The sequence below is a fragment of the Streptomyces sp. MA5143a genome (assembly GCF_900290235.1).
GTDB lineage: Bacteria > Actinomycetota > Actinomycetes > Streptomycetales > Streptomycetaceae > Streptomyces.
Window position 1 is genome coordinate 1 of the sequence record NZ_OLMK01000102.1, and the last position, 23,576, is coordinate 23,576.

Below are 23,576 nucleotides of genomic sequence, written 5' to 3' on the forward strand. Positions count from 1 at the left end.
AGAGCTGCACCTGCGCATGCGCGATCTGGAGCTGTCCGACTGATCAGTGCGGAACCCCCGGAGGCTGTGACCGGAGCGCCGGCACCCGGTGGTTCAGGACGACGAGTCGGCCGTGGAGACCGCGGCCGTGCCGGTGGCGGCCGGTGCGGTCGCGGTCGACGCGACGGGCTCGGGCAGGCCGGCCGTCCGAGGCCCCCGGCGGCCGGCCATACGGCAGCCGAGGCAGCCCGGGTGGCCGCCGCGGGCGGAGCGGTCGCGAGCGCCGAGGGGCCACTGGTCCCTCGGCCGCGGCCCCGGCGGCTTGCCCCAGCCCGCGAGGTGCAGGACCCAGGTGACCAGGAGCGCGGCGACCGAGACGGCGATGCCCAGCGGGAGGCCCGGAGCCCAGCCGCAGACGCCCATGCCGAGCGCCACGGAACCGGCCGTGCCGATCGCGGTACCCGTCCAGCCGGCCACGGTGTGGCCCTCGTCGTAGAGACTCATGTGTCTGCTCCCCTCGCGCGCCGGGGCGCGCCACGGCATGCCGTGGCCACGCCTACGGCGCCGGACTATAATATCTTAGTAGCTAAGGAATCTAGCCTGTCCCGGAGGCACATTTCAATGGAGGCCGAGCGCCACCCCACCGTCCCGGACGCCATCGGCGCCATGGATCGCATGATCGCGACGATGATCGTGGGACAGCAGGAGTTCGCGCGCCGGTTCGGTTTGAGCGTCACCGACCTGGTCTGCTTCGCCTACGTCCTGGAGGCTGGGGACGCCCCGGTCACCGCCGGTGACCTGGCGACCCGTGCGCATGTCACGACCGGTGCGATCACCGGCGTCCTCAACCGCCTGGAGGGCCGGGGCTTCGTGGCCCGCAGGCCGGACCCGGCCGACCGGCGCCGTGTCCTGGTGGTCGCCCAGCCGACCGCCGTCGAGCAGGCGATGACCCTCTACGGCCCGTTCTACGAGCGTCTCGCGGAACTCTTCGGCGGCTACACCCCCGACGAACTCGCCGTGCTCACCGACTGGTTCACCCGCGCCGGCGACGTGGCCCGCACCTTTCTGGAGGAGTCCCGCTAGACGCTCAGCGGCGTACGAGGTCGATCCGGTACCTGCGGGTCCGGGAACCGTCCTCGGAGGTCACCGTGACGACGGCCGACGTCCGGTCGGCCGGGCCCGAGCGGTCCACGGTGACGGTGGCGTACGGGTCGCGGGCCGTGGCGGTGACGGGGGCCCGGCGCGGGTGGCCCGTGGTGACGCGGTAGGTCGTCGTCTCCGGGTCGAAGGACGCGATCGGCTGGCCCGCCACCTCGATCGAGGCCGCGGCGGCGTCCGCGGAGCGGCCGGGGGCCTTGGCGTAGACCTCGATCTCGCTCATCGTGATGTAGCCGCCCTGGCGGGCCGTCATGACCACACGGACGGCGCTGGCCGGTCCCGCCTCCAGGGGCACGTCGATCACCGGGGTGCCCTCGGTGCCGACCGGGACGGAGTCGCTCGCGTCGGTCCAGGGCCCGTCGGCGCCGGCGCGTACCTGGACCTTGAGGCTCTCCGGGAAGGAGACGTTGCCGCCGTCGCGGTGGAAGTGGGCGACGACGCGCGTCAGGTCGCGGGCCCTCGGCAGGGTGAAGGTGAGGGTGTCGGAGGGGTTCTTGGTGCCCGATCTCCAGTTGGACCAGGCCTTCTCGGACCGGTCGCCGTTGCGCAGCCGCTCCGCCGAGTAGCCGCTCTCGGTGAAGGTGGCGTCGACGGACACCTCCGGGTCGGGGGCGATGTTGGTCTGCGTGGCCTCGGTGACCTGGACGCGCACGGTGGCGTCGACCTCGTCGCCGCCGACGACTCGGGCGGTCCCGGTGAGCTTCACGACGCCGGCCTTGTCGTAGGCCCCGGCCGGTGCCGCCTCCCAGGTCACGGGGAGACGGGTGCGGCCGCCGTGCCGGCCGACGCCGGTGACCGTGGCCGGGAGTTCCGGCTCCCCGCCGGCATGGGTCTTGGCGCGGCCCGGCAGCGTCGAGGCGATCGTGTCGACGGTGACGAGCGCCTTCGCCCGGTGCTCGCGGCCCAGGGCGTCGGTCGCCTCGCCCTCGACGCGTACGGTACCGGGCCTCTTCCAGCGCCGGTCCGACGGCAGGTCCCACACCACCGGCAGTGAGCCGCGGCCACCGTCACGGAACACCGGCGTCACCGTCTCCGGCATCGTCGGCCGCAGCCCCGGCACGGTGAACACCTCGGCCCGCTCGGTGCGCAGCACCGTCTCGTCGGTCACGGCCCAGCGCTGGTTGGCCGCCGAGGTCGGTGTGTACGTCGACACCGTGGCGCCGTCCGCGGACGACTGGCCCGTGACGTCGACCAGACGGCCGGTCGCTGCGTTGACGAAGGTCCAGGTGCCGTCGCCGGTCGTGGACATGATCCACTGAGCGGCGTCGGGGACCTCGTCGGCCGTCGCGTCCTCCAGTACGGCCTGGTTGTCGCGCACCGCGAGGCGCGTGCCGGTGGCGGCGTTGACGAGGGCGTACCGCTCACGGTTGCCGGTGCCGGGCGTCAGCTGCCGTACCGACCACAACTGCCGTGCGCTGCCGGGGTCGTTCGTGCGCTGGACGACGCCGGTGCCGTCCTGCGACGGGGTCAGCGACCTGCCGCTCTGGGCGCCCTGGAGCCGGTAGACATGGCCGGGCCGTACGAGGGCGGCGTCCTTCGCCACCCCGCCGACGCCCTGGACCAGGAACGTGGTGACCGACTTGGCGGGGACGTCGAGCGTCGCCGAACGGTCGGTCACCCGGACCGGGGTGCCGCGCACGAGGGCGCCGTCGGCGCTGGTCACCACGGGCGTGACGGTGGCTCCGGGGGAGACCGTGCCGAAGCGCGAGAGGTCGAGGGTGACGGAGCGGCCGGTGGTGCCGCTGTTGACGTGGACGACGGTCGCCGCACGGCCGGACTTCTTCACCGCGGCGACGCTGGACGGGTCGTCGACCTTGACGAACCGGTCGCCGGGGCGGATGTGATGGGTGAAGTTGCGGATGGTGTGGAACTTGGAGTTGGCCCGGATCGGGCAGGTCTCCAGGGTGTCGTCGGCCGTGCAGTTGAACGGGACGTGGATGCTGCCCCAGTTCTTGCCCGCCGCGGCCTGCGGGATCGCGTCCTCGATCGGCTGCCAGAACACCCAGGCCGACGGCTCCAGTTCCCGCATGTCGTCGACCATGCGTGAGGCGATGCCGAGCCCCGGCTCCATGCCCGTGAAGTCGGTGCCCGTGCCCCAGGTGCCCTCGACCTCGCTCATCCAGAGCTTCTTGTGGGCGCCCTTGGCGATGTCGCGGGCGCTGGTGCGCATCCCCGTGCCGTAGGTGTGCACGTTCAGCTGGGGGAGGGCCGCCCGCGCCGAGGCGTCGTAGGCGTTCCAGTTCTGGGTGAAGATCGTGGGGTTGGTCTCGTCCATCGCCGAGATCTCGGCGTCGGTCCTCGCCCCGTCGAGCGCCTTGTCGAGCGCGCGGACGACCTTCTGCTGGAGCGCCGGGCCCGCGTGCGCGCCCTCCTGGCGGCCTCCGGTGGGCTGGCCGTTCGCGCCGATCTGGGTGCCCCAGTAGTTGGTGTTGGGCTCGTTGAGGGGCGCGATCGTGTCGAAGTCGATGCCGTGCGCCTTCTCCAACTCCTCGGTGACGCGCACGAGATAGGCGGCGAACTCGTCGACGCGGTCCGCGCGGATCTGGTCCGTGTTCGCGTCGAAGCCACCGGAGACATAGCCGCTGACGGTCTGGAACCAGGGCGGGGAGTTGCTGAACGCCTCCCACTTGGTGACCTTGTCCTTGACCTGGTCGACCCACCAGCGCTGGCCGGCGTCGGCGTCCCAGTTCCAGTGGTCGGGATTGGCGGGGTCCCACCACTCCCTGTCCTGCCGGGTGGTTCCCTCGGGGGCCTTCCAGAAGCCCTCCATGGTCGCGCCCGTCTTCATGTAGTCCGTGCGGACGTCCGGGGCGTTGCCGCCGCCGATGTTGTAGCGCGCGATGTTGAGGGCGAGTCCGTCGTCGCCGAACAGCATGTCCACGAGTCGTCTTCGGACGGGATCCGGATAGCGGCCCGTCGCGTTGGCGAACCAGACGAGGCTCGTGCCCCAGCCCTCGAACTCCTGCTGCCGGTACGAGGGATCGATCCGTACCGTGACTCCGCTCCGCGCCGCCGGGGCCGGTGTGTCCGCGACCGCCGGGGGCGCTGCCACCAGGCCCGCGCCCAGTACCAGGGGAACCATGGGCGTCAAGGCCCGGACGATGCGATGCCGTTGGGACACGGCACTCCCTTCCACAACACAGAGCTGAACAGAACCGATCAGAAGGAATCGCGCTTCGGGCATGCTTGATGACAGAAATGAACACGTCAAGATGGAGGGCGACTTCTTCGGTCGAGCCGACGCGGAGGACGCCGACGCGGAAGGCGGGGGAGGGCGCCCGACGCGGTGTCGACCGGCGGTGGCGCGGCTCGCCTGTTGTCGAAAGCCCGGTCTCGGTGAACGAGCGCGCGTCCAGCGGGGACCCCCGGGCCCGGAGTCGCACCCCGGGCGACAACGACCGGTCCGGGCCAAGGCGGAAGGCGGCCGGTCGCCACCCGGGCGTCACCGACACCCACGGCCGGACGCTCACCGACACCGGTGTCACCGTCACCCCGAATGTCGATCAGCGGGGCGCGCACGGTTTCACCCAATGGTGACGGTCGGGAAGGATGGGCCCATGGATGTCGACGCACTGCGCCGGGACACACCGGGCACCGCCCACCGGATCCACCTCAACAACGCCGGAGCCGGCCTGCTCTCCCGGCAGACCCTGACGGCCGTCACCTCCCACCTGGAACTCGAGGCCACCATCGGCGGCTACGAGGCCGCGGCACGGGAGAGGGAACGGATCGACGCCACCTACACCCACATCGCCCGACTGGTCGGAGGGCGGCCCGAGGAGGTCGCCCTCTTCGACAACTCCACCCACGCCTGGAACGCCGCCTTCTACTCCCTGACCTTCAAGCCCGGCGACCGTATCCTCACCGGTCGCGACGAGTACGGCAGCAACGTCCTCGCCTACCTCCAGATCGCCCGTCGCACCGGCGCGGAGATCGTCGTCGTCCCCGACGACGAGCACGGGCAGCTCGACACGGCCGCCCTCGCCGACCTCATCGACGAGCGGACCAGGCTGGTCGGCGTCACCCATGTGCCGACCAGCGGCGGCCTGATCAACCCGGCCGCCGAGATCGGCCGGATCACCCGCGCCGCCGGGGTGCCGTACCTGCTCGACGCGACCCAGTCCGTGGGGCAGTTCCCGGTCGACGTCACCGAGATCGGCTGCGACCTGCTCACCGCCACCGGCCGCAAGTTCCTGCGCGGCCCCCGCGGCACCGGCTTCCTGTGGGTACGGCCCGAGGCACTTCAGTACCTGGAGCCGCACGTCATCGAGATCCAGGCCGCCACCTGGGACGGCGAACGGGGCTTCACCTGGCAGCCGGGCGCCCGGCGCTTCGAGAGCTGGGAAACCGGCTACGCCAACGTGCTGGGCCTCGAATCCGCCGTACGCCAGGCCCTCGACCTGGGACTGGACCGGATCGGCGAACGGGCCCTCGCCCTCGGCGCGTATCTGCGCGACCGCCTCGACGCCCTGCCCGGCGTCACCACCCACGACCTCGGCGCGCACCGCTGCGCCATCGTGACCGCCAAGGTCGCCGGCGTGCCCGCCGCCGAGGTCGTCGCCGCCCTGGCGGGCCACGGCATCAACGTCACGTACACCGCCCCCGAGCAGACCCAGTTCGACACCGAACACCGGGGCGTCCACCCGCTGGTGCGCCTCTCCCCGCACTACTACAACACCGAGGCCGAACTCGACCTGACCGTCGAGGCCATGGCCGGCATCGCCGCCGGCGGATGACACGGGGCCCGGGGCGGACGTCCGCCCCGGGCCCCGAGTCCGTACCGGCCGCCGACCGGAGTCTCAGGACTCCTTGCCGCGGCCGGTCATCGCGTCGCGCAGCCGGTCGACGAAACCCATGCCCGGCGCCAGCATCTTGTTGGCCGGGGGCTTGTCCGGCGCGGACGGGTGCGGCCGGGTCGGCGCCGTCTTCTTGGCCGTCCGCACCTTGTCGCCCAGTTGGTCCAGCATCTCCGCCGGACAGGACCGGGTCATCCGGGGGAAGAGATTGCTCTCCTCGTCCCGCACATGGCTCCTGATCTCCGTCATCAGCTGGGTGATCAGCCGGTCGAACTCGGGGTCGTCGGCCTCGCACCGCTCCAGGTCCTTCATGAGGCGCTCGGCCTCCGCGTGGTCCTGCAACTCACGGTCGGCGATCGCGTCCCCGTCGGGCACGTGCTCACGGACCGCCGGGTAGAGGTACGCCTCCTCGGCGACCGAGTGCCGGATCAGCTCGATGGTGACCTGGTCCGCGTACTCCTTGCGTTTGGCGTGCCCCGAGGGCAGCTGTTCGATCTTGCCGAAGAGCTCCTCCACCTCGCGATGGTCGGTCTTGAGTTCCTCGACGACGTTTCCGCCGTGTCCCATGACTCGCTCCTTTCCGCCTGTCCCGGCCGTCTGCCGCGGGCGGGCCCGAAGGGGGCCAGTGAACCCCCTTCGTGTCCGGTATCGATGTATTGATCCCTTGGTGGTCAGGTCGGCCGGCCTCTGTGGCCGAGGACACGTCCGTGGCGTGGCCTGCGCCATTTCCGTCGCGACGGTCCCCGGCTACGTTCTTGGGTGCGCGCTCCCCAGTACCCCGGATGGCCCAGTGCACGCAGATCTCTCCCCCCTCATCGCCGCGACCGCCCAGTGGCTGACCCGCGCCTACCCGGCGGGCGGCGGCGCGATCGACTCCGCCCTCTGCGAGGCCCAGGCCCGGCAGGCGGTGACCGTGGCCGCCTGGCTGCGCTACCCCACGCCGATGGACGCGGGCCTCGTCGGCGTCGCCGGACCCGGCGGCTCGGCCCGGCTCGACTGGATCACCGGCTACGAGACGGCCGACGAGACGGACTCCGTGGCGGAGACCGAGCACGCCTGGCGGAGCTGGGTGGACGAGGTCGTCGCCAGCTGGGCGGCGTGCCTGCTCACCGACCCCGCCCTGGCCGGCGCCGCGGTGACCGCCCTCGCCGGCACCCACCACACCTCCGGTTCCCCCGTCGCCTTCCGCCGGCTGCTCGACCCGGACGTCCAGGACCGCCGGGCCGCCGCGCTGCTGCGCCACCCCGACCTCCTCGCCCCCGTGGCCGGACTCCACCACGCCGGCCTCCTCGACGCGCTGCGGCCGGGGCAGGCCCTGCCGGCCTGACCCCGGCCGCCAAGGGCCAGGCCGCCCGCTACCAGCGCAGCGGAAGGCGCGCCACGAACTCGGTGAGCAGGTTCGCGAGGGTCCGGTGGTCGCCCAGCGACGGATGCCAGTCGCAGCCGAGGAGGTCCAGGGCCGCGTCGCCGAAGAAGAAGTGGCGGACCCGGTCGTCGCCCCGTCGGTTGCGCTCCCGCACGATCCTCGTGGTCGCGTCGGCGAACGGACGGGTGGCCGACACCACCAGGAACGTGCCGGGGCCGTAGCGCGCCCGCAGCCGGTCCAGGAACCCGTGGTAGGCGCTCTCGTAGTCGGCGACCAGTGCCTCCTGGGTGGCCCAGCGCTCACCGGGACGCAGGGGAGTGGAGAAGTCGTTGATGCCCAGACCGATCACGACGACCTGGGGGCGCCAGCTGTCGGGCTTGCGCCACACGTCGCCGTCCACGTTCAGCAGGGCCCGCTCGTAGAACGTGCGGTAGCTGACCCCCGGGTCGCCGCCGTTGTAGTTGCGGACCATGCCGCGACCGGAGATCGCGTTCAGCTGGTGGTCCGCGTCGAGCCTGCGTGCGACCAGCGAGCCGAACGCGAGATCGGCGTTGCTGTTCCGGTTGACGCCGCCGTTGCCCGAACAGTCCCGTGTCTGCGAGACATTGCCGTACCCGGCGGTGAACGAGTCGCCGATGAACTCGATCTGCCGGGTCCGCGCCCGGGGCGCGCCGAGGACCGCCCCGCCGGGGGCCGCCGTGAACCCACCGAACCGCCCCACCGCCCACGGGCTCTCCGTGCGCTTGACCAGCCGCACCGTGTGCTCGGCGTCGGACAGTCCGCGGAGCCAGGACACGGTGCGGCCCGGGGTGACCAGTGTGGCGGCGGTCGTCCCGTCGATCCGGACGTCGTAGTCGTTGTTCGCGTCGTCGAGGACGATCCCGATGCCCGTGCCCCGGAACCGCGCCTCGAAGTACACGCCGGGCCAGGTGTACTGCACCATCCCGTCGGCGGCCTCCTTGACCCGGCCCACGGTGTGGAACAGGGCCCGTGCGTCGGCGGCCGCCCGCGCGGGGGAGGGGACGGCGGCGGTGACGAGCCCCGTGGCGGCGGCCGCGACCAGGGTCCTGCGGGAGAGCTGTGACGGTGGGGGCAAGGGGCGAGACATGTGCATGTGACATCCCTTCGACACGTGGACGGACGGGCGCGGAGTGGGGGAGCCCAAGCATGCAAGCGTGGGAGCGCTCCCAGGTCATGCGCTTTCGAAAGTGACCGCCCCACACGACCCCGTCAACCCCTCGGGTCGACATCCGTCACGACGCCGGACCGCCGCGACGGGCCGCGCACCCGCCGGGAAGCCGGACGGGCGCCCGGTTACGCCCCCGGCGGACGCGTCAGGCCCTTCTGATAGGCGTAACGCACCGCCTGCGCCCGGTCCTTGACGCCCGTCTTGGCGAAGAGGTTGTTGATGTGCGTCTTGACCGTGGCCGGGGAGACATGGAGGGCACGGGCGATCTCCGTGTTGCTGAGCCCGTCGGCGATACGGGCCAGCACCTCGGCCTCACGGGCGGTCAGCCGGTCGGGGAGCGTGGCGGGCCCCGGATCCGGGGCAGGGTGGGCCAGCTGCTCCAGCAGTCGCCGCTGGACCCGCGGGGACAGGCCGGCGTCCCCGTCGAGCACGGCATGGACCGCCCGTACGATCTCGTCGCCGTCGGCGTCCTTGGTGAGATAGCCGCGCGCCCCGGCCCGCAGCGCCGGGAAGAGCCAGTCGTCGTCGGCGTACGTGGTGAGCACGACGACCTCGGTGCCGGGGTGGTCGGCGCGGATACGACGGGTCGCTTCGACGCCGTCGCAGCGGGGCATGCGCAGATCCATCAGCACGACGTCCGGGGCGAGTTCGGCGACGAGCCGTACGGCCTCCTCGCCGTCGCCCGCCGAACCGGCCACCTCGATGCCGGGCAGCAGCCCGAGGATCATCACGATGCCCTCGCGCACCACGGTCTGGTCGTCGGCGACCACCACCCGCGCCGTCCGGCCGGCCCCCGCCCCCGCGCCCCCCACCCCCGCGTTCTTCGCCCCCGCGTTCTTCGCCCCCGCGTCCCCGGTCCCCGCGTCCCCGGTCCGCTCGATCACGCCGGCACCCGCAGCCGCACCACGAAACCCTCCTCGTCCGGTCCCGCCTCCAGGGTGCCGCCGAGCAGTTCGGCCCGCTCGCGCATCCCGAGCAGACCGTACCCGGAGCCGGCCCGGACCGGCCCGTCGCCGTCGCGGCCCGGATCGCGCACGGCACCGAAGTCCCGCACCTCCAGGGCGACATGGGCGTCCTCGTAGGCGAGCCGCAGCCGCACCCGGGCGCCGGGTGCGTGGCGGCGCACATTGGTCAGGGCCTCCTGGGCCACCCGGCGCACCGTCTGCGCGGCCTCCGCCGACAGCGCGCGGCGTTCACCGCCGACCTCCACGGCGGTCGCCTCGGTGAGGGCGGCCAGATCACGCAGGTACTCCTCCACCGGAGCCGTCTCCCCCCGCAGCGCGGACAGCGCCTGACGGGTCTCCGCCAGGCCCTCACGGGCCATGGCCCGGGCGGCGACGACCCGTTCGAGGATCCGTTCCCGCTCGGCGTCGCCCTCGATCAGCAGCCGGGCCGCCTCCAGGTGGACCAGTTGGGCGGAGAGGCTGTGGGCCAGGACGTCGTGCATCTCGCGGGCGATCCGGGCCCGTTCGGTGAGGGCGGCGGACTCCGCCTGGGCCTCCAGCGCGGCCCGCTCACGGAGTTGGAGCCGCAGGGCGTTCCCGCGCGCCTCGGCGTCCAGGCGCAGGACGTGGCCGAGGAGGAAGAGACCGGCCGCCGTCGCGGCCGTCGTGGGCCATGGGTCGTCCGCCGTCACGGCGTAGCCGACGAGCGCACCGGCCGCCACGGGCACGGCTGCGGCCCACGGCAGCCGCCGCAGCGCCACGACGACCACGCCGCACCACACGACGACCGCCAGCACGTCGAAGCCCACGGCCCGCGCCGCCACGGCGAGGCCCGCCGCCGCGAGGAGTATCAGCAGGGAGGTCCACAGCCGCCGGGCGAGGGTGAGCCGGAAGAACACCCACACACCGAGGACGCAGCCCGTCACGGCGACCACGTCGAACAGCGTCCGCCCGGACAGGACCGGGTGCTCCGAGACCCCGCGCCACAGCAGCAGCCCGGTCACGAAGATCCGTCCGGTCCAGGCGCGCAGCCGCCCGTACCGCGTGGCGCCCTCACGGGCGAGCGCCTCCCGAGAGGGCCAGCTCGTCCAGGTCACACGACGACTCACACACGGTCCTTCCGGGCGGCGGCGGAGATGACGACTCGGCCGGCATCACGGTACGTCGGCCCCAGGCCGCGGGTCCGCCACTTGAGCACCCCGCCCCGGGCCAGCAGGGTCACGGCGAGCCCCAGCAGCAGGGCTCCGCTGCCCTGCGCCACGCCGGCCGCCGCCCCGGCGCCGTACAGCCCGGCCCGCGCGGCGACCCCGCCGAGCCACACCAGCCCGGTGGCTCCGGTGCCCCTGGCCCACACCGAGCCGTCCGGGGCCCGCCACACACGCGGGGTCACCGCCCAGCCGAGGCCCGTCACCAGCCCCACGACCACCTCCGCGCCGAGCAGCGTGGCGGCGGCGACCGGATGCCGTCCGTCGAGCAGCCCCGGTTCCCGCACTGCCAGCACGGCCAGGACGACGGGCAGCACCCACCACCGCCGGTCCAGGTCGATCCGCTGCGCCAGGAACTGCCGTACGACCACCCACACGACGACCGCGACGATCACCAGCGCGTTGACGGACTCGGACATGGTCGCCTCCGGGGAACGGGGAAGTCCTGTACCCGTCAAGCTAGGCGGAAGCGCGGGTCAGGGGATCGGAGGCAGGGAGGATCGTGGGTGGAGGTGTGCTCTCCACCCACGGGTGGAGACGGCGTTCCCCGCCGAGGCCGGGGGCGTGTCCCGCGGCGAGGTCGGGGGCGAGGTCGGGGGCGAGGTCGGGGCGAGGGCCGTGGACCGTCCGGTGTCAGCCCGCCGCGTGGTCGACGCGCAGCCGCACCTGCTCCTCCAGGCGCCGCAGGCTGGTGTCGAGGGCGTCGGCCACGGCCTGCTCGCCCGGATCGTGGCTGTCGTCGAAGAAGGAGAGGTGCACCGTCACCTCGCTGGCCCCGCTGTCGATACCGGCGACCTGAAGCCACCCCGTGTAACTCGACCGGCCCCGCGTGCCCCACTCCAGCCGCATCTGCTCGCGCCGGGCGCGCAGCAGCGCGGCCATGTCCTCGTCCGTGCGGTCCTCGTGCACGGTGACGGCGGGCAGGCCGGCGGCCTCCACATGCAGGGCGTCCGGCAACCAGGCGTCCAGCTGGTCGACGTTGGCAGCCTGGTCGAACACGTGCTCAGGCTGTGCGGGCATCGTGCGGGAACGTTCGTACTCGGTCATGGCGGCACCACCTTGACCCGTCTCGGCGCAGCGGATCCGCGCGTGAGCGTGCCGGGTACCCGGCGGCCCCCGGCGTGAATCAGCCGGGCGGCGGCGATGACGGCTGCCGCCCGCGACCGGCCCGCCGCCGGCCCGCCGCCCAAGCCGTACGACACGACCGCTCCCGGCCCGGGCGGCACCGCCCTACCCCGCTGCCGCCCTGCTGGTGGCGAGGGGGCGCATCGGTACGTGGACGCGCTCCATCACGAAGCCGCTGCGCACCCGTGCCGGGATGCGGGACAGCGGGATCCTCAGGTCCTGGGCCGGCACGTCGTACTCCAGCCGGGCCAGCCGGGGCCCGAGTGCCGCGAGCAGAGCGATCGTGGCGTCCTCGCCGGGGCAGCGGTGGCCGGTGGCACGGTCGCCGCCGCCCTGCGGGACGAGTGCGTCGCGGCCGGGCGGCGCCTCCAGGAAGCGCCGGGGGTCGAGGACGAGGGGACGGTCCCACAGGTCGGGGTCGTGATTCTGCCCGTACAGGTCGAGCAGGATCAGCGTGCCCGCGGGGATGCGTTCCCCCTGCCACTCCAGGTCGGCGACGGCGCGCCCGCCGACGAAGGGGGCGAACGGGTAGAAGCGGCGCAGCTCGTGGGCGAACGCCACGGCGTACGCGGGGTCGTCCTCGGCGAGGCGCTGCCGGATCTCCGGCCGGAAGTGCAGCGCGTGTCCCGCGTAGCCGACGAACCAGCACACGGCGGCCGTGGGGCGGACGATGTTGAGCAGTTCGACCGCGGCGGTGTGCGGGTCGAGCGTCCGGCCGTCGGTGTCCCGGTGCCGTGCCACCACGTCCAGCGGCGACCCGGCCGGTGCCGGGGCGGCACCCTCCCGTACGTCCTCCACCAGACGGGCGAGCCATGCCTCGCTGCGGCTCCGGGCGCGGCGGGCCCGCCAGTGCCGGGGCCCGGCGGTGGCGAAGCCGTCGACCATGGCGACCAGGTCGCGGGCCGTCTCCCCGGCGTCGTCGAGGGGGATGCCGGCCCACCGGCAGACACCCTGGGTGAGCACCCGGCTCGCCTCGTCGAAGAGGACCACCGACGGCTGCCCGAACCACGTGTCCACGGCCTCGTCCCAGGCGGACGCGACCTCGTCCACCAGGGCGGCGACCGCCTCCGGGCCGGTGAGCAGCGACAGGAACATCTCCTTGCGGACGCGGTGGGCCGTCCCGTCCAGCGTGTGCACGGCGCCGTGGCCGAACAGGGTGCTCAGCACCGGTCCGGGGAGCGCCGTCACGCGTTCCACATGCCGTTCGTCGTAGAAGAACCGCACGGCTTCCGGGCCGCGCAGGGCGACGGCGTGCCGTCCCGCCACACGGACGCGCACCAGAGGTCCGGCGGTGCGGCTCCTGAGGTCGGGCAGCCAGTTGTATCCCTTGACGAGTGCCGCGAGCGAGCTGTCCCCGAGCGGGGGGCGACTTGGATTCATGCGGCGCGAGTGCCCGCCCGGCGCCGTCGGTAACGCCGCGTCGCCCCCCGGGGGCTGGCCGACCCGCGTCATCCGCCCCCGGGGGAACACCCGACCCGTCTCACCTGCCCGCCGGGTGGCACATGACCCGCCGCAGCTGTCCCTCCGGGGGACGGCCGATGCGCCGCACCTGTCCCTCCCGGGGACGGCCGATGCGCCGCACCTGTCCCTCCCGGGGACGGCCGACGCGCCGCACCTGCTCCCCCGGGGAACACCCGACCCGTCTCACCTGCCCGCCGGGGGGCACATGACCCGCCGCACCTGCCCCTCCAGGGACCGCTGGCCCCCCTCATCTGCCCCACGGGGACGGCCGACCCGCCGCACCTGCCCCTCCGGGGGACGGCCGACCCGCCTCATCTGCCCACGGGGACAGCCGACCCGCCTCATCTGCCCCATGGGAGGATGGGGCGCCCGGCGTCTCCGCCACCGGGTACGGGCAAGCCCGGTGTCATCCGTCACCGGCTGTTCACCGGTCGGAGCGGGCCGGTCGGCGCTCCCGGACCGGTGCCACCGTCGTGACGACCCGGGTGACGCCGGGGTTCCGGGGCACCGAACCGAACCCGAACCGCACCGGGGGATCGACGGGCGCCGACGTCCCGAGGTCGTCCCCCGCGAAGGCCGCCGACAGCGTACGAACCGGCCGCAGATCCCTCGCGCCGTACCACTCGCGGCGCCCCGAGCCGGCGCTGCCGCGCGTCCGTACGCCCCGCAGCAGCAGTCGGGCGGGGACGTCGGTCAGGGCGCTCCACGCCGGGCGCCGGGCGAGCGCGCCCGGCAGGGTACGCAGCAGCAGCCCCAGCGGACCGCGCCGGCCGAGGGTGAACCGCAGGTCCAGCGGCCCGGCCCGGACCGTCCAGGCCTCCCGGCCACGGCGCACGTCGACCGGCACGACCCGCACCTCGTCGAAGCGGTACGTGCCCGCGATGAAGTCAGCCGTCCGCCGGGTCGGTGCCAGCAGCAGCCGATGTCCGTCCGCCCGCTCTACCATCACGTCCCCGAACGGCCCGAACGGCGACACCTCCCAGTGCCCCACCACCACACGGGTCCCCGAGGACGTGCCGAGGCCCGCGATCCACCCCTCGAAGACCAGCCGCCCGGAGCCCCGGCCGAACCCCGGCCGCCCGGAGCCACCGCGAGGCACGGTCACCGGCTCCGCTCGCGAGCACCGCCGCGCGCGACCTCCGCCGTGCACGGTCGGGGCCGCCCTAGCCGGACGTGCCTGACCCCCGGTGAGAAGTGCGCGAGGGGCTCGGCGCCCGGCGCGGGAAGTCCCGCCGCCGTAGTGAGGGTCTCCTCGACCGCGTCCACAGTCGCCTCGCACAACGGCCAGGGCTCGTGCTCCACGGGCGTCTCCCAGATCCGGCCGAACCGGCTGGTGTACGCCCGCCAGCGCGAGGTCAGCCACACGTCCCGCTCGGCCGGTCTGATCGGCTCACCGGGGCGGACCACCAGTCGGTACGACGCCCCGCCGCTCCACCGGGCACCGGCGTACGACACGGCCGCCAGGTCCCGCGAGGTCCGCAGCCGGCCCAGCCGGTACGGGGCGCCGAAGGCACGGGCCGCCAGCATCAACGGGCAGGCCACCTCGATGGAGAGGAACCACAGTCCGTCCCGCCCGTCCGGCGTGCGCACATAGGTCCGCAGATTGGTCTCCGCGAACGTCGGGAGCCCTCGTGCCGACGCGGGCAGGCCGGGCGTGCGGACGTCGGCCATGACGAACGGCGTGAGACTCACCCACGCCGTGTCCTCGTACGTGTCCACCTCCAGGCCCTCCGGCAGGAGGGCCTGTACCTGGTCGGGACGGAACGGCCAGTGCACGAATGTCTGCGTCGACCACCCGGCCCGCAGAACGGGCATCCGCACCCGTTCCTCTGCTCCATAGGCCACCACAGCGTGCGGGTCCCCGGCGGCGGCCCGTGGAAACGCGGCGGGCCGCAGGCGGGAACAGGCCGCGCCTCACTGGACGATCAGTGCCACCGCCATGCCGATCAGCCCGATCGCGATCACCGCCGCGAGCAGGATGATCAGGACGAGAGGCAGGGCACCCCATCCCTTGCGCCGCACGGCGGGCGGGTCGGGACGGGCGACGCCGGAGGTCCCGCCCTCGGCGGGCGGCGTCTCACCCGGGGGCACTCCGCCACCCGGTTCCAGGCCGGTGGTCCGGCTCGGCTCGGGGTCAGGGCTCGTCATGGCAGACCCTCCTCCCGCTCGCCCTGTCACTTCCCTCACCCACGGTCCTCGTCCTCGTGAGGGGTGGGGAGGACGAGGACCGGGTTTCCCCGGCGCACCCGGCGAAACAGCAGCGACGGGGGGTGTCACACCGCCGCTCCTCGGTACTCCGCACGAGGACAGGAACCAGTCACCGTCAGCGGGAGGCGACCATGAGCGAAGAGACCCCGGCGACCGACGCCTACCAGCCCACCGGCGGCAACGAGGAGCAGGAGGACGCCGCGCCGCTGGATCTCCAGGACGCGGTCGACGAGCGCACCTACGACGACATGCTGGACGAGGGCTACTCACCGCCCGAGAGGCCACTGGGCGTCTCCAAGACCGGCACCACGCCCGCCGAGCAGCACGAGGGCGAGTCCCTCGACGAACGGCTGCGCCAAGAGGTCCCCGATGTGACGGTGCCGCCCGGCGACGGCGTCGGCGACCTTCCCGGCGGTGAGGGCGAGCCCGTCGACCCGGAGGCCGGCGCCGACCGTGCCGGTCGTCTCGTGGCACCGGACGAGGGCGCGCACCCCGACACCACGAAGGAACTCGTCGCCGAGGACGAGGGCATCGACGGCGGAGCGGCGGGCGCGGAGGAGGCCGCCGTGCACATCGTGCCCGACGACCGCCTCCCCGGCCCGGACGACTGAGGCCCGCTGCCGGCGCACCGCGTCCCGCCGGCAGCGCCCGCGGGTTACTCGACCAGCTCCCACTCCTGCGAGCCGTCCCCGGTGGAGACCTGGAGGGTGAGCGGTGCCCCCGCGGTCGCGCCGGTCAGATACAGGCCGGTGTTCTTGACCGACTGGAGCCGGTAGAACCCGTCGGAGGTCTTCACCAGGTTCCAGCTGCCCGTGGGACTGTCGTCGACCCACTGGCCGATCCGCCGGCCCGCCGTGGCGTTGCCGGTCCAGATGGCGGCCGCCCGGCCTCCCGACTTGTTCAGCAGCGACACCCCGCCCTGCGGCTCCTTCATCACGTGCCAGTACTGCGTGTCCGGGTTCGCGGCCGAGCCGGGTGGCTCCAGCCGCACGTCGGGTACGTCACCGTTGCCGATGTTCGCGTCGTTGGTTTTGTCGCCGGTGCCGATCACCTGGTCGGTCTTGCGGTTCACCAGCTGGACGTAGGCGCCGCGCGAGTCGCCCAGGTCGACCTCCGCGTAGGCGATGACCGACGTGCCCTGGTTGTTGAGGATCGAGACGCGGCCGGTGCCCTCGACGTACTGGAGGTTGCGGCTGTACCCGGCCCGCGAGGTCGTCTGGTACTCCTTCCACACGCCGCCCGAGCGTCCGCTCTGGTTGACCCAGACGTTGCCGCTGCCCGCGGCGTTGTAGACCAGGCGGCCGCCGGGGAGCCGGACGAGGACCGGGCTGCCTCCCGTGGCGAGCGTGCGGGAGCCGGTGTCGACCGGCAGCGTGGTGACGCCCTCGCCGGTGGCGGAGCCACGGAAGAACTCCAGTGGACTGTCGGCGAGCCGGAACCGGGTGTTGGCCCCTCCGCCCCAGTACTCGTAGGTGATCATCCACTTGCCGTCCGTCGTCCTGACGACGTTCGTCATGCCCGGCCGGCCGCCGCCGATCTCCGTCTTGCCGCCACCCATGTCGTCGGTGAGCCCCGCGATGTCCACGACCGGGTCGCTCCACCTGGCGCCGCGGCCGTCCCACGTCCTGTGCACCAGGATCTGCCCGAGCGAGTCCTTCGCGGTGTCGTTGGCGGGGTCCAGCTTCGGGACGCCGGTGTCCGGGTCGAAGCCGGTGTAGTCGTTCTCGTCGGAGTAGTAGCAGACCAGCTTGCCCTTGTGGACCATCAGGTACGGCTCCCACAGCGGGTCGACCTGCTGGTACGAGTTGGCGTTCGCGGTGTTCTGTCCGGTGGCGCCCGCGCTGCCGCCCTGCCAGCCGCCCGTGGCGACGACGTTGACGACCTTCCAGGTCGCGCCGTCGTCGGTGCTGGAGTACAGGGCGATCGCCAGGTCCTTGCGGTCACCGTCGTTGGTCGGCGTCCAGTTCGGATCGGCGGCCTTGTGCTCCTTGTAGTACTGGTCGTCGCCGGAGACCACGCTCGCCAGGAGCAGGGTGCCCTGCTTGAGATCGCCGACGTCCTGCGGAAGGGCGTACAGGTACGGGTTGGTCCAGTTGCTGGTGTACTTCGCGTACTGGGGGTCACCGGAGAGGTACGCCGGGGCCTTCACCTCCGACAGCGGCTGCCAGGTCGTGCCGTCGTCGTCGCTCTTGTACACGGGGAGGGTCTGCCGGTCGGCGCTTCCCGTCGCCGGTACGACCGTGGACTTCTCGAACGACGCCACCAGCCGCCCGCTCGGCAGCTGCGCCGACTTGGGGTAGACCGCGCAGTTGCCCCGCCCCTTCAGACACGGCTCGCTGCCGAGCTGGTAGAGGACGCCGCCCGTCGGGTCGTACGCCTGGGCGCTGGTCAGGGGGATCGCCAGCAGCGCCGAGGTGCCGACGACGCCGCCCAGCGCCAGCCGGAGTCTTCTTCTGTTCACAACCCACTCCTTCGGGGATCGATCAGGAACGCGAGGGGCTCAGGCCCCGGACGGGCCGGCGGCACCGGCGGAGACGAACACGCGGACGTCCCAGGGGCCCAGGTCGAGCGGCACGCCCGCGCGGAGCGGGGTGCCGTTCAGGACGTCGGTCAGATCGGCCGGTGCGTCGACGCGGGCCGGCTCCCAGCTCCAGTTGTGGACGATGTGCACCCGGCGTCCGTCGAAGGCGGTACCGGTCGTCGCGGTGACCGATGCCGGGAGGTCCTGCCACGGGTGGCGCGCGGACGGCGTCAGCCACTCGGTGAGCGCCCTGGCCAGCTCACGGCCGGGCACCGTCCCGACGCAGGTGACATGACCGGCGCCGTGGCGGCGGGTGGTGACGGCGGGCCAGCGCCCGAAGTGCGGGTGCTCGTAGGTGACCAGCGGATCCGCGTCGGAGACGGTCAGCCCCTCCACCCACCGGGTCGCCGTGGCCCCCTCCGGCAGGGCGAGCGGTCCGTCCGGCGCCGACCGCACGGGAACCTCCCGTACGAGGTTGCTGAACTCGTCGTAGGAGACGCCCGCGGCGTCCGCGAGCCGGCCGGGGGCCGCCTCCTGCCGGGCTCGTGCCTCGTGGTCGGCGTACCCGGTGCGCGGGCCGAGGACCAGATGGCCGCCCGCTTCGGCGTAGGCGGCCAGCCAGTCGAGGGTGGAGTCGGCCGCCAGGTACAGCGCGGGCACCACCAGCACCGGGTGGCGGCGGACGGCCTCCTCGGGGGTGAGGCCCTCGCGCTCCCCGAGCGGGTCGTGCAACTGCCGGGCGTGGACGATCCGCACCTGCCGCCCCGCGTCGAACGCGCCCCGGTAGAACGGGTCGAACACGCGGTGGTAGGCGGTCGGGTCGGGCTCGCCGTCCGGCGTGGCCAGCGGCGGGTACTTCTGCATCAGCCACTTGCTCGGCGTCGAGTAGACCATCGTGATGTCGGCGTCCGGCTCCAGCCCGGCGACGAGCGCGCCCGCCGACTCGAACTCGGCCCCGAGACGGGCGAGTTCGGCGTACGTACGGCCCGGCCTGCCGGTGTGGGGCAGGACACCGCCCCAGTAGGTCTCGGCGCCGAAGTGCAGGGTGTTCCAGTGCCAGTACTCGATCATGCGGGCGCCGCGCCCGACGAGCGCCCAGGCCGCCTGCCGCCACTGGCCGTCGTAGCCGGGCCGGTTGTCCCAGGCGAAGCCGATGGAGCCCGCGTTGGTCTCGGTGACGAGGAACGGCTCCTGGCGGGAGGAGAACATCCAGTCGGCGGTCTGGTAGAGCGCCCACACACCGGTGGTCTTCCACTTCTGCTCGTGGTCGTCCGGGGTGGGGTCGGGCAGCAGCAGCCCGTCCTGCATGTCGTAGTACGGGTTGCCCGAGGCGATGTCGAGACGGTTGGTCAGCTCGTCGTCCTCCACGCCCTGCCGGGTGTAGGAGACGCACGTCGTCACGAAGTGCTCGGGCCGCGCGTACTCCCGGACGATGTCCGCCTGCCAGCCGATGAACTCGGTGACCTGCCGGGCCTGGAACTCCCGCCACGCGACGTCGTACTGGGGCTGCTCGTTGCCGTCCGGCGTCCACAGGTCGGCCCACGTCGACAACCGGTGCGACCAGTAGACCAGGCCCCACTCCCGGTTGAGGGTCTCCACGTCGCCGTACTTGTCGCGCAGGTGGTCCACGAAGCGCTGGAAGACACCGCGGTTGTGGAACAGGTGCAGTCCGGGCTCGTTGTCGACCTGGAAGCCGATGACGGCCGGGTGGCCGGCGTACCGGCCGACGACCCTGCGGATCACCCGCTCGGCGTGGAAGCGGAACCCGGGGTGTGTGAAGTCGACCTCCTGCCGGGCGCCCCAGCCGATCGGCTCACCGGTGCGCCGCTCACCCGTGAGCTCCGGGTACTGGCGGGCCAGCCACGGCGGTACGGCGTACGTGGGGGTGCCGAGGACCACGGAGATACCGCGCTCGTGGGCGCCGTCGAGCACCGGCTGGAGCCAGTCCAGGTCGAAGCGGCCGTTCTCCGGCTCCCAGGTCGACCACACCGACTCACCGACCCGGATGACGGAGACACACGCGTCCGCCATCAGGTCCAGATCGGTCTTGAGGCGTTCCTCGGGCTGTTCGGTGCCGTAGGGAGGCCGGTACTCGTGGTAGTACGCGGCGCCGAACAGGACGCGGGCAGGCAGAGCCGCCATGAAGGGGAACCTCCGGGGGAAGGGGGAGTGGTACGGGGGACGAGGCGCTCGCTACTGCTTGACGCCGCCGGTGGCCAGGCCGCTCTGCCAGTACCGCTGGAGCATCAGGAACGCCACGACGAGCGGGACGATCGAGATCAGCGAACCGGTCACCACCAGCGCGAGCATGTCGCTGCTGGCGCCGGCGCCGCCGTTCTGCGCCTGGGCCGCCCAGGAGGCGAGGCCGACGGTGACGGGGTACAGATCCGGGTCGTTCAGCATGATCAGTGGCAGGAAGTAGTTGTTCCACGTCGCGACCAGCGTGAACAGAAGGACGGTGACCAGGCCGGGGGCCAGCAGTCTGAGGGCGATCCGGAAGAAGATCCGTGCCTCGCCCGCGCCGTCGATCCGCGCGGCCTCCAGGAGGCTGTCGGGCACGGCGTCCTCGGCGTAGATCCGCATCAGGTAGAGACCGAACGGGTTGACGAGCGAGGGCAGGATGACCGCCCAGGGTGTGTTGACCAGGCCCGCCTGTGCGAACACCAGATACGTGGGGATCGCGAGGGCCGTGGTCGGCACCATCACCGCGCCGAGGACCAGGTTGAAGGCCGCCCGGTCGCCGCGGAAGCGGAACTTGGCGAAGCCGTACCCGCCCGCCGCCGCCAGCAGCGCGGCGCCGACGGCGCTGACCGCGGCGTAGAGCACCGTGTTCAGCAGCCAGTGCAGGAAGACGCCGTCGTCGTGGGTGAAGGTCGCCTTGAGGTTCGCGAGCAGCTGCGGGGCCTCGGAGAACCAGAGGCCGAAGCTGGTGAACAGGTCCTGGGTGCTCTTCGTCGAGGCGATCAGCAGCCAGAACAGCGGGAGCAGGAAGTAGGCCAGAGCGGCCAGCATGGCGATCGTCAGCGGGGTGCTGCGGCGGGCCGGGCGTTCCTTCGCGCGGGCCGCGGACACCGGTGCCGCGGCCTTCGCGGTGACCCCGGCCGGGGTGGTCGTGGTCGTCATGGGGTCCTCCTGCGGTTCGCGGTGAGCAGGACGGCGTAGGAGGCGATCACGATGACGAGGCCGAGGAGGAAGGACACCGTGGCCGCGTAGTTGACCTGCTGGCCGGTGAAGGCGAGCGTGTAGGCGTAGAGGTTGGCGGTGTAGGAACTGCTGATGACGTCCGGCGCGATGTCCTTGAGCAGCTTCGGCTCGTTGAACAGCTGGAAGCTGCCGATGACCGAGAACAGCAGGGTGAGCAGGAGCGCGGGCCTGAGCGCGGGCAGTTTGATCGACCAGGCGATGCGCCAGGCACCGGCCCCGTCCATCGCGGCCGCCTCGTACAGCTCCTGCGGGATCGTGCGCAGGGCGGCATACAGGATGATCATGTTGTAGCCGACGAACTCCCACGTCACGATGTTGGCCAGACTGCCGAGCATCCAGCTCTCGCCGAGGAAGTCCGGGGTGCCGAGCCCCAGTTCCCGGCCCAGCTGGGCGAACGGCCCGAAGTCCGGGCCGTACAGGTATCCCCACATCAGCGCGGCGACCACGCTCGGCACGGCGTAGGGGACGAAGATGCCGAGCCGGATCACCCGCGCGAGCCGCAGCAGGCCGCTGTCCAGCGCGAGGGCGAACACCAGCGCCAGCAGCAGCATCACGGGGACCTGGACCGCGAAGAACACGGCCACCCGGGCGACTCCGTCCCGGAACTGAGGGTCTTTCAGGGCGGTCGCGTAGTTGTCGAGGCCGACGAACGCGGTGCCCCCGACGAGCCGTTCCTGGAACAGGCTCAGATAGGCGGCGTAGCCGAGCGGGGCGAGGAAGAGCAGCAGGAACAGCACCATGAACGGGGCGACGAACAGGGGCCCTGCCCCACGGCGACGGCGGCCCTTCGCCGCCGTCCGCCGTGGGGCCTTCGGCGCTGCCGCGGTGGTGGCGGCCATCTCAGCTCCCCTTGACCGTGAAGCCCTGGCCCTTGGCGTAGGTGGTCAGCCGCTGCTGCCAGGTGCCGAGGGCGGCGACCGTGTCGCCCTTGTCGGCGAGGGACTTGCCGACGGTTTCCGTCCAGTCCGTGGCCGCCTTGTCCAGGAACGGAGGCCACTGGAAGGACGAGTTGACGGTGGAGCTGATGTCGGCGAAGACCTGGTTGACCTTCTGGCCGCCGTAGAACTCGGGGGCGTCGCCGGTGAACTCCGCGTCCGTGAGGAGCGCCTTGGTCGCCGGGAAGAAGAACTGCTCCGTCGCGAACATCCTCGCGCTCGCCGGGTCGCTGTTGAGGAACTGCGCGAACACGGCCGCCGCGATGGGGTTCTTGGTGGAGCGGATCACGGCGGTCGTCGAGCCGCCCCAGTTGCCCGATCTGGGCTTGGCCGCGTCCCACTGCGGCAGCGGCGCCGCCCGCCACTTGCCGGCGGTCGCCTTGGCCGAGCCGGAGAGGAACACCGGGCCCCAGGCCGCGGTCAGCCAGGTGGCGTACTTGCCCTTGTTGAGGGCCGCGTACCAGGAGTCGGTGAAGTCGGGCTCGACGCCGATGACGCCTTCCTTGGCCAGACCGCCCCAGTACGCGCCGAGCCTCTTCGAGACGGCGTCGTCGACGCTGATGGTGATGCCGCTCTTTCCGGAGGTCGCGTACGGCTCCGCGCCCGCCTGCCACAGCAGTCCGTGCCAGGCGGCGACCTGGTTGGCCGCGAGGTTGGTGAGGTACACGTCGGGGTCGGCCTTGTGGAGCCTGCGGGCCGCCTCGGCGAAGTCGTCCCAGGTGGTGGGCACGTCGATGCCGTGCTTGTCGAAGATGTCCTCGCGGTACAGCATGCCCATCGGGCCGGTGTCCTGCGGTATCGCCCAGACCTCGCCGTCGCCGCCGCTGACCTGGCCCCAGGTCCAGTCCACGAACGTCGACTTGAGCGCGGAGGCGCCGTAGGGCCGCAGGTCGAGCAGGCTGTCGGTGATGGTGAAGGTCGGGATGGCCTGGTACTCGATCTGCACCATGTCGGGTGCGCCCGTGCCGGCCTTCAGCGCCGTGCGCAGCTTGGTGTACTGCGGGGTGCCCTGACCGGCGTTGACGACCTTGACCTTGACCGCCGGGTACTTCTTCTCGAAGAGGGCGACCTCCTTGGCGATGTTCGGCACCCAGGTCCAGAACGTCAGCTCGGTCGGCGTCTTCATCGCCTTGTCGATGTCGGCCTGGCTGACGGGCTTCGCCGAGGTGGAGGAGCCGCCCGAGTCGCCGCCGCACGCGGTGAGGGCGGCGCCGAGTGACACGGCACCGGTCGCGGCGAGGAAGTTCCGGCGGCTCATCCGGGACGTACCGGACAGGAACGGGTTCGTGGGCATGGTGAACTCCCGCGGGAGACGAGGGTGACGACACGCCTGACTGGGCGTGCGGAGGCGTGGGGGAGCGAGCCCCGGGTGCAGGGACCCGGAACCGGACGGGCAGCCCCGGACACAGGGGTCGGGGGCAGGGCGGGGAGCGGCGGCGGGCGCGGGCCCGGGTGGAGGGCCGCTCGGCGGGGTGGGGCGAGGGT

General features: G+C 72.6%; 21 protein-coding genes. 4 read left to right on the top strand and 17 right to left on the bottom strand.

From position 1 onward, the window contains the following. Positions 1 to 93 precede the first annotated feature (93 nt). A complete protein-coding gene (locus SMA5143A_RS35765; RefSeq protein ID WP_107466983.1) occupies positions 94 to 483 on the bottom strand; it encodes a hypothetical protein in 390 nt (129 codons plus the stop codon). Between the two features lie 117 nt (positions 484 to 600). On the opposite strand from SMA5143A_RS35765, the gene SMA5143A_RS35770 reads away from it, so the two are divergent. Beyond that, complete coding sequence (locus SMA5143A_RS35770) at positions 601 to 1,062, top strand: MarR family winged helix-turn-helix transcriptional regulator (protein WP_107466984.1); 462 nt, start codon at positions 601 to 603, stop codon at positions 1,060 to 1,062. 4 nt (positions 1,063 to 1,066) lie between these two features. On the opposite strand, the gene SMA5143A_RS35775 is transcribed toward SMA5143A_RS35770, so the two are convergent. Next, positions 1,067 to 4,219 carry a glycoside hydrolase gene (locus tag SMA5143A_RS35775; protein ID WP_107467059.1) on the bottom strand — a complete coding sequence of 1,051 codons (3,153 nt, stop codon included), beginning with the start codon at positions 4,217 to 4,219 and terminating at the stop codon, positions 1,067 to 1,069. 475 nt (positions 4,220 to 4,694) lie between these two features. On the opposite strand from SMA5143A_RS35775, the gene SMA5143A_RS35785 reads away from it, so the two are divergent. Next, entirely contained in the window at positions 4,695 to 5,873 is a 1,179-nt protein-coding gene (locus tag SMA5143A_RS35785; protein WP_107466986.1) for an aminotransferase class V-fold PLP-dependent enzyme, read from the top strand. 63 nt (positions 5,874 to 5,936) lie between these two features. On the opposite strand, the gene SMA5143A_RS35790 is transcribed toward SMA5143A_RS35785, so the two are convergent. After that, the gene (locus SMA5143A_RS35790; RefSeq protein ID WP_107466987.1) at positions 5,937 to 6,500 is read right to left on the bottom strand and encodes a hemerythrin domain-containing protein; all 564 of its coding nucleotides are present in this window, start codon (positions 6,498 to 6,500) and stop codon (positions 5,937 to 5,939) included. A gap of 223 nt (positions 6,501 to 6,723) precedes the next feature. Between SMA5143A_RS35790 and SMA5143A_RS35795 the strand changes: the two genes are divergently transcribed. Next, positions 6,724 to 7,260, top strand: coding sequence for a hypothetical protein (locus SMA5143A_RS35795; protein WP_107466988.1), 537 nt, complete (start codon positions 6,724 to 6,726; stop codon positions 7,258 to 7,260). Positions 7,261 to 7,288: 28 nt separating this feature from the next. Here SMA5143A_RS35795 and SMA5143A_RS35800 read toward each other — a convergent pair whose 3' ends face one another. From SMA5143A_RS35800 to SMA5143A_RS35840, 9 genes are all read right to left on the bottom strand, one after another. Beyond that, positions 7,289 to 8,407, bottom strand: coding sequence for an SGNH/GDSL hydrolase family protein (locus SMA5143A_RS35800; RefSeq protein ID WP_107467060.1), 1,119 nt, complete (start codon positions 8,405 to 8,407; stop codon positions 7,289 to 7,291). 206 nt (positions 8,408 to 8,613) lie between these two features. Further along, complete coding sequence (locus tag SMA5143A_RS35805; protein ID WP_107467061.1) at positions 8,614 to 9,300, bottom strand: response regulator transcription factor; 687 nt, start codon at positions 9,298 to 9,300, stop codon at positions 8,614 to 8,616. A 68-nt stretch (positions 9,301 to 9,368) separates the two neighbouring features. Beyond that, positions 9,369 to 10,541: a sensor histidine kinase gene (locus SMA5143A_RS35810; protein ID WP_258193925.1), complete on the bottom strand. Its 1,173-nt coding sequence runs from the start codon at positions 10,539 to 10,541 to the stop codon at positions 9,369 to 9,371. Beyond that, positions 10,538 to 11,056 (bottom strand): DUF1453 domain-containing protein, encoded by a 519-nt coding sequence (locus SMA5143A_RS35815; RefSeq protein WP_107466990.1) that lies wholly within the window; start codon positions 11,054 to 11,056, stop codon positions 10,538 to 10,540. Before SMA5143A_RS35815 ends, SMA5143A_RS35810 begins: the two co-directional genes overlap by 4 nt. Positions 11,057 to 11,270: 214 nt before the next feature. After that, entirely contained in the window at positions 11,271 to 11,684 is a 414-nt protein-coding gene (locus tag SMA5143A_RS35820) for an SRPBCC family protein (RefSeq protein WP_055518512.1), read from the bottom strand. 183 nt (positions 11,685 to 11,867) lie between these two features. Beyond that, the gene (locus tag SMA5143A_RS35825; RefSeq protein WP_107466991.1) at positions 11,868 to 13,142 is read right to left on the bottom strand and encodes a cytochrome P450; all 1,275 of its coding nucleotides are present in this window, start codon (positions 13,140 to 13,142) and stop codon (positions 11,868 to 11,870) included. 505 nt (positions 13,143 to 13,647) lie between these two features. Continuing rightward, complete coding sequence (locus tag SMA5143A_RS35830) at positions 13,648 to 14,328, bottom strand: hypothetical protein (protein WP_375136584.1); 681 nt, start codon at positions 14,326 to 14,328, stop codon at positions 13,648 to 13,650. Continuing rightward, positions 14,325 to 15,044, bottom strand: a complete 720-nt coding sequence (locus tag SMA5143A_RS35835; protein WP_375136585.1) for a YqjF family protein — start codon at positions 15,042 to 15,044, stop codon at positions 14,325 to 14,327. Before SMA5143A_RS35835 ends, SMA5143A_RS35830 begins: the two co-directional genes overlap by 4 nt. A 93-nt stretch (positions 15,045 to 15,137) precedes the next feature. Next, positions 15,138 to 15,371 (bottom strand): DUF6480 family protein, encoded by a 234-nt coding sequence (locus SMA5143A_RS35840; RefSeq protein WP_107466993.1) that lies wholly within the window; start codon positions 15,369 to 15,371, stop codon positions 15,138 to 15,140. A 191-nt stretch (positions 15,372 to 15,562) separates the two neighbouring features. Between SMA5143A_RS35840 and SMA5143A_RS35845 the strand changes: the two genes are divergently transcribed. Beyond that, the gene (locus tag SMA5143A_RS35845) at positions 15,563 to 16,042 is read left to right on the top strand and encodes a DUF5709 domain-containing protein (protein ID WP_107466994.1); all 480 of its coding nucleotides are present in this window, start codon (positions 15,563 to 15,565) and stop codon (positions 16,040 to 16,042) included. Positions 16,043 to 16,086: 44 nt separating this feature from the next. Here SMA5143A_RS35845 and SMA5143A_RS35850 read toward each other — a convergent pair whose 3' ends face one another. The 5 genes from SMA5143A_RS35850 to SMA5143A_RS35870 are packed head-to-tail and all read right to left on the bottom strand — an operon-like array spanning position 16,087 to position 23,385. Next, positions 16,087 to 17,892, bottom strand: a complete 1,806-nt coding sequence (locus tag SMA5143A_RS35850; protein WP_107466995.1) for an RICIN domain-containing protein — start codon at positions 17,890 to 17,892, stop codon at positions 16,087 to 16,089. A gap of 39 nt (positions 17,893 to 17,931) precedes the next feature. Further along, a complete protein-coding gene (locus SMA5143A_RS35855) occupies positions 17,932 to 20,094 on the bottom strand; it encodes a beta-galactosidase (RefSeq protein WP_107466996.1) in 2,163 nt (720 codons plus the stop codon). A 51-nt stretch (positions 20,095 to 20,145) separates the two neighbouring features. Then, positions 20,146 to 21,075, bottom strand: a complete 930-nt coding sequence (locus SMA5143A_RS35860; RefSeq protein ID WP_107466997.1) for a carbohydrate ABC transporter permease — start codon at positions 21,073 to 21,075, stop codon at positions 20,146 to 20,148. Further along, entirely contained in the window at positions 21,072 to 21,995 is a 924-nt protein-coding gene (locus tag SMA5143A_RS35865) for a carbohydrate ABC transporter permease (RefSeq protein ID WP_107466998.1), read from the bottom strand. Before SMA5143A_RS35865 ends, SMA5143A_RS35860 begins: the two co-directional genes overlap by 4 nt. Before the next feature lies 1 nt (position 21,996). Next, complete coding sequence (locus tag SMA5143A_RS35870; RefSeq protein ID WP_107466999.1) at positions 21,997 to 23,385, bottom strand: ABC transporter substrate-binding protein; 1,389 nt, start codon at positions 23,383 to 23,385, stop codon at positions 21,997 to 21,999. Between the last annotated feature and the right edge of the window lie 191 nt (positions 23,386 to 23,576).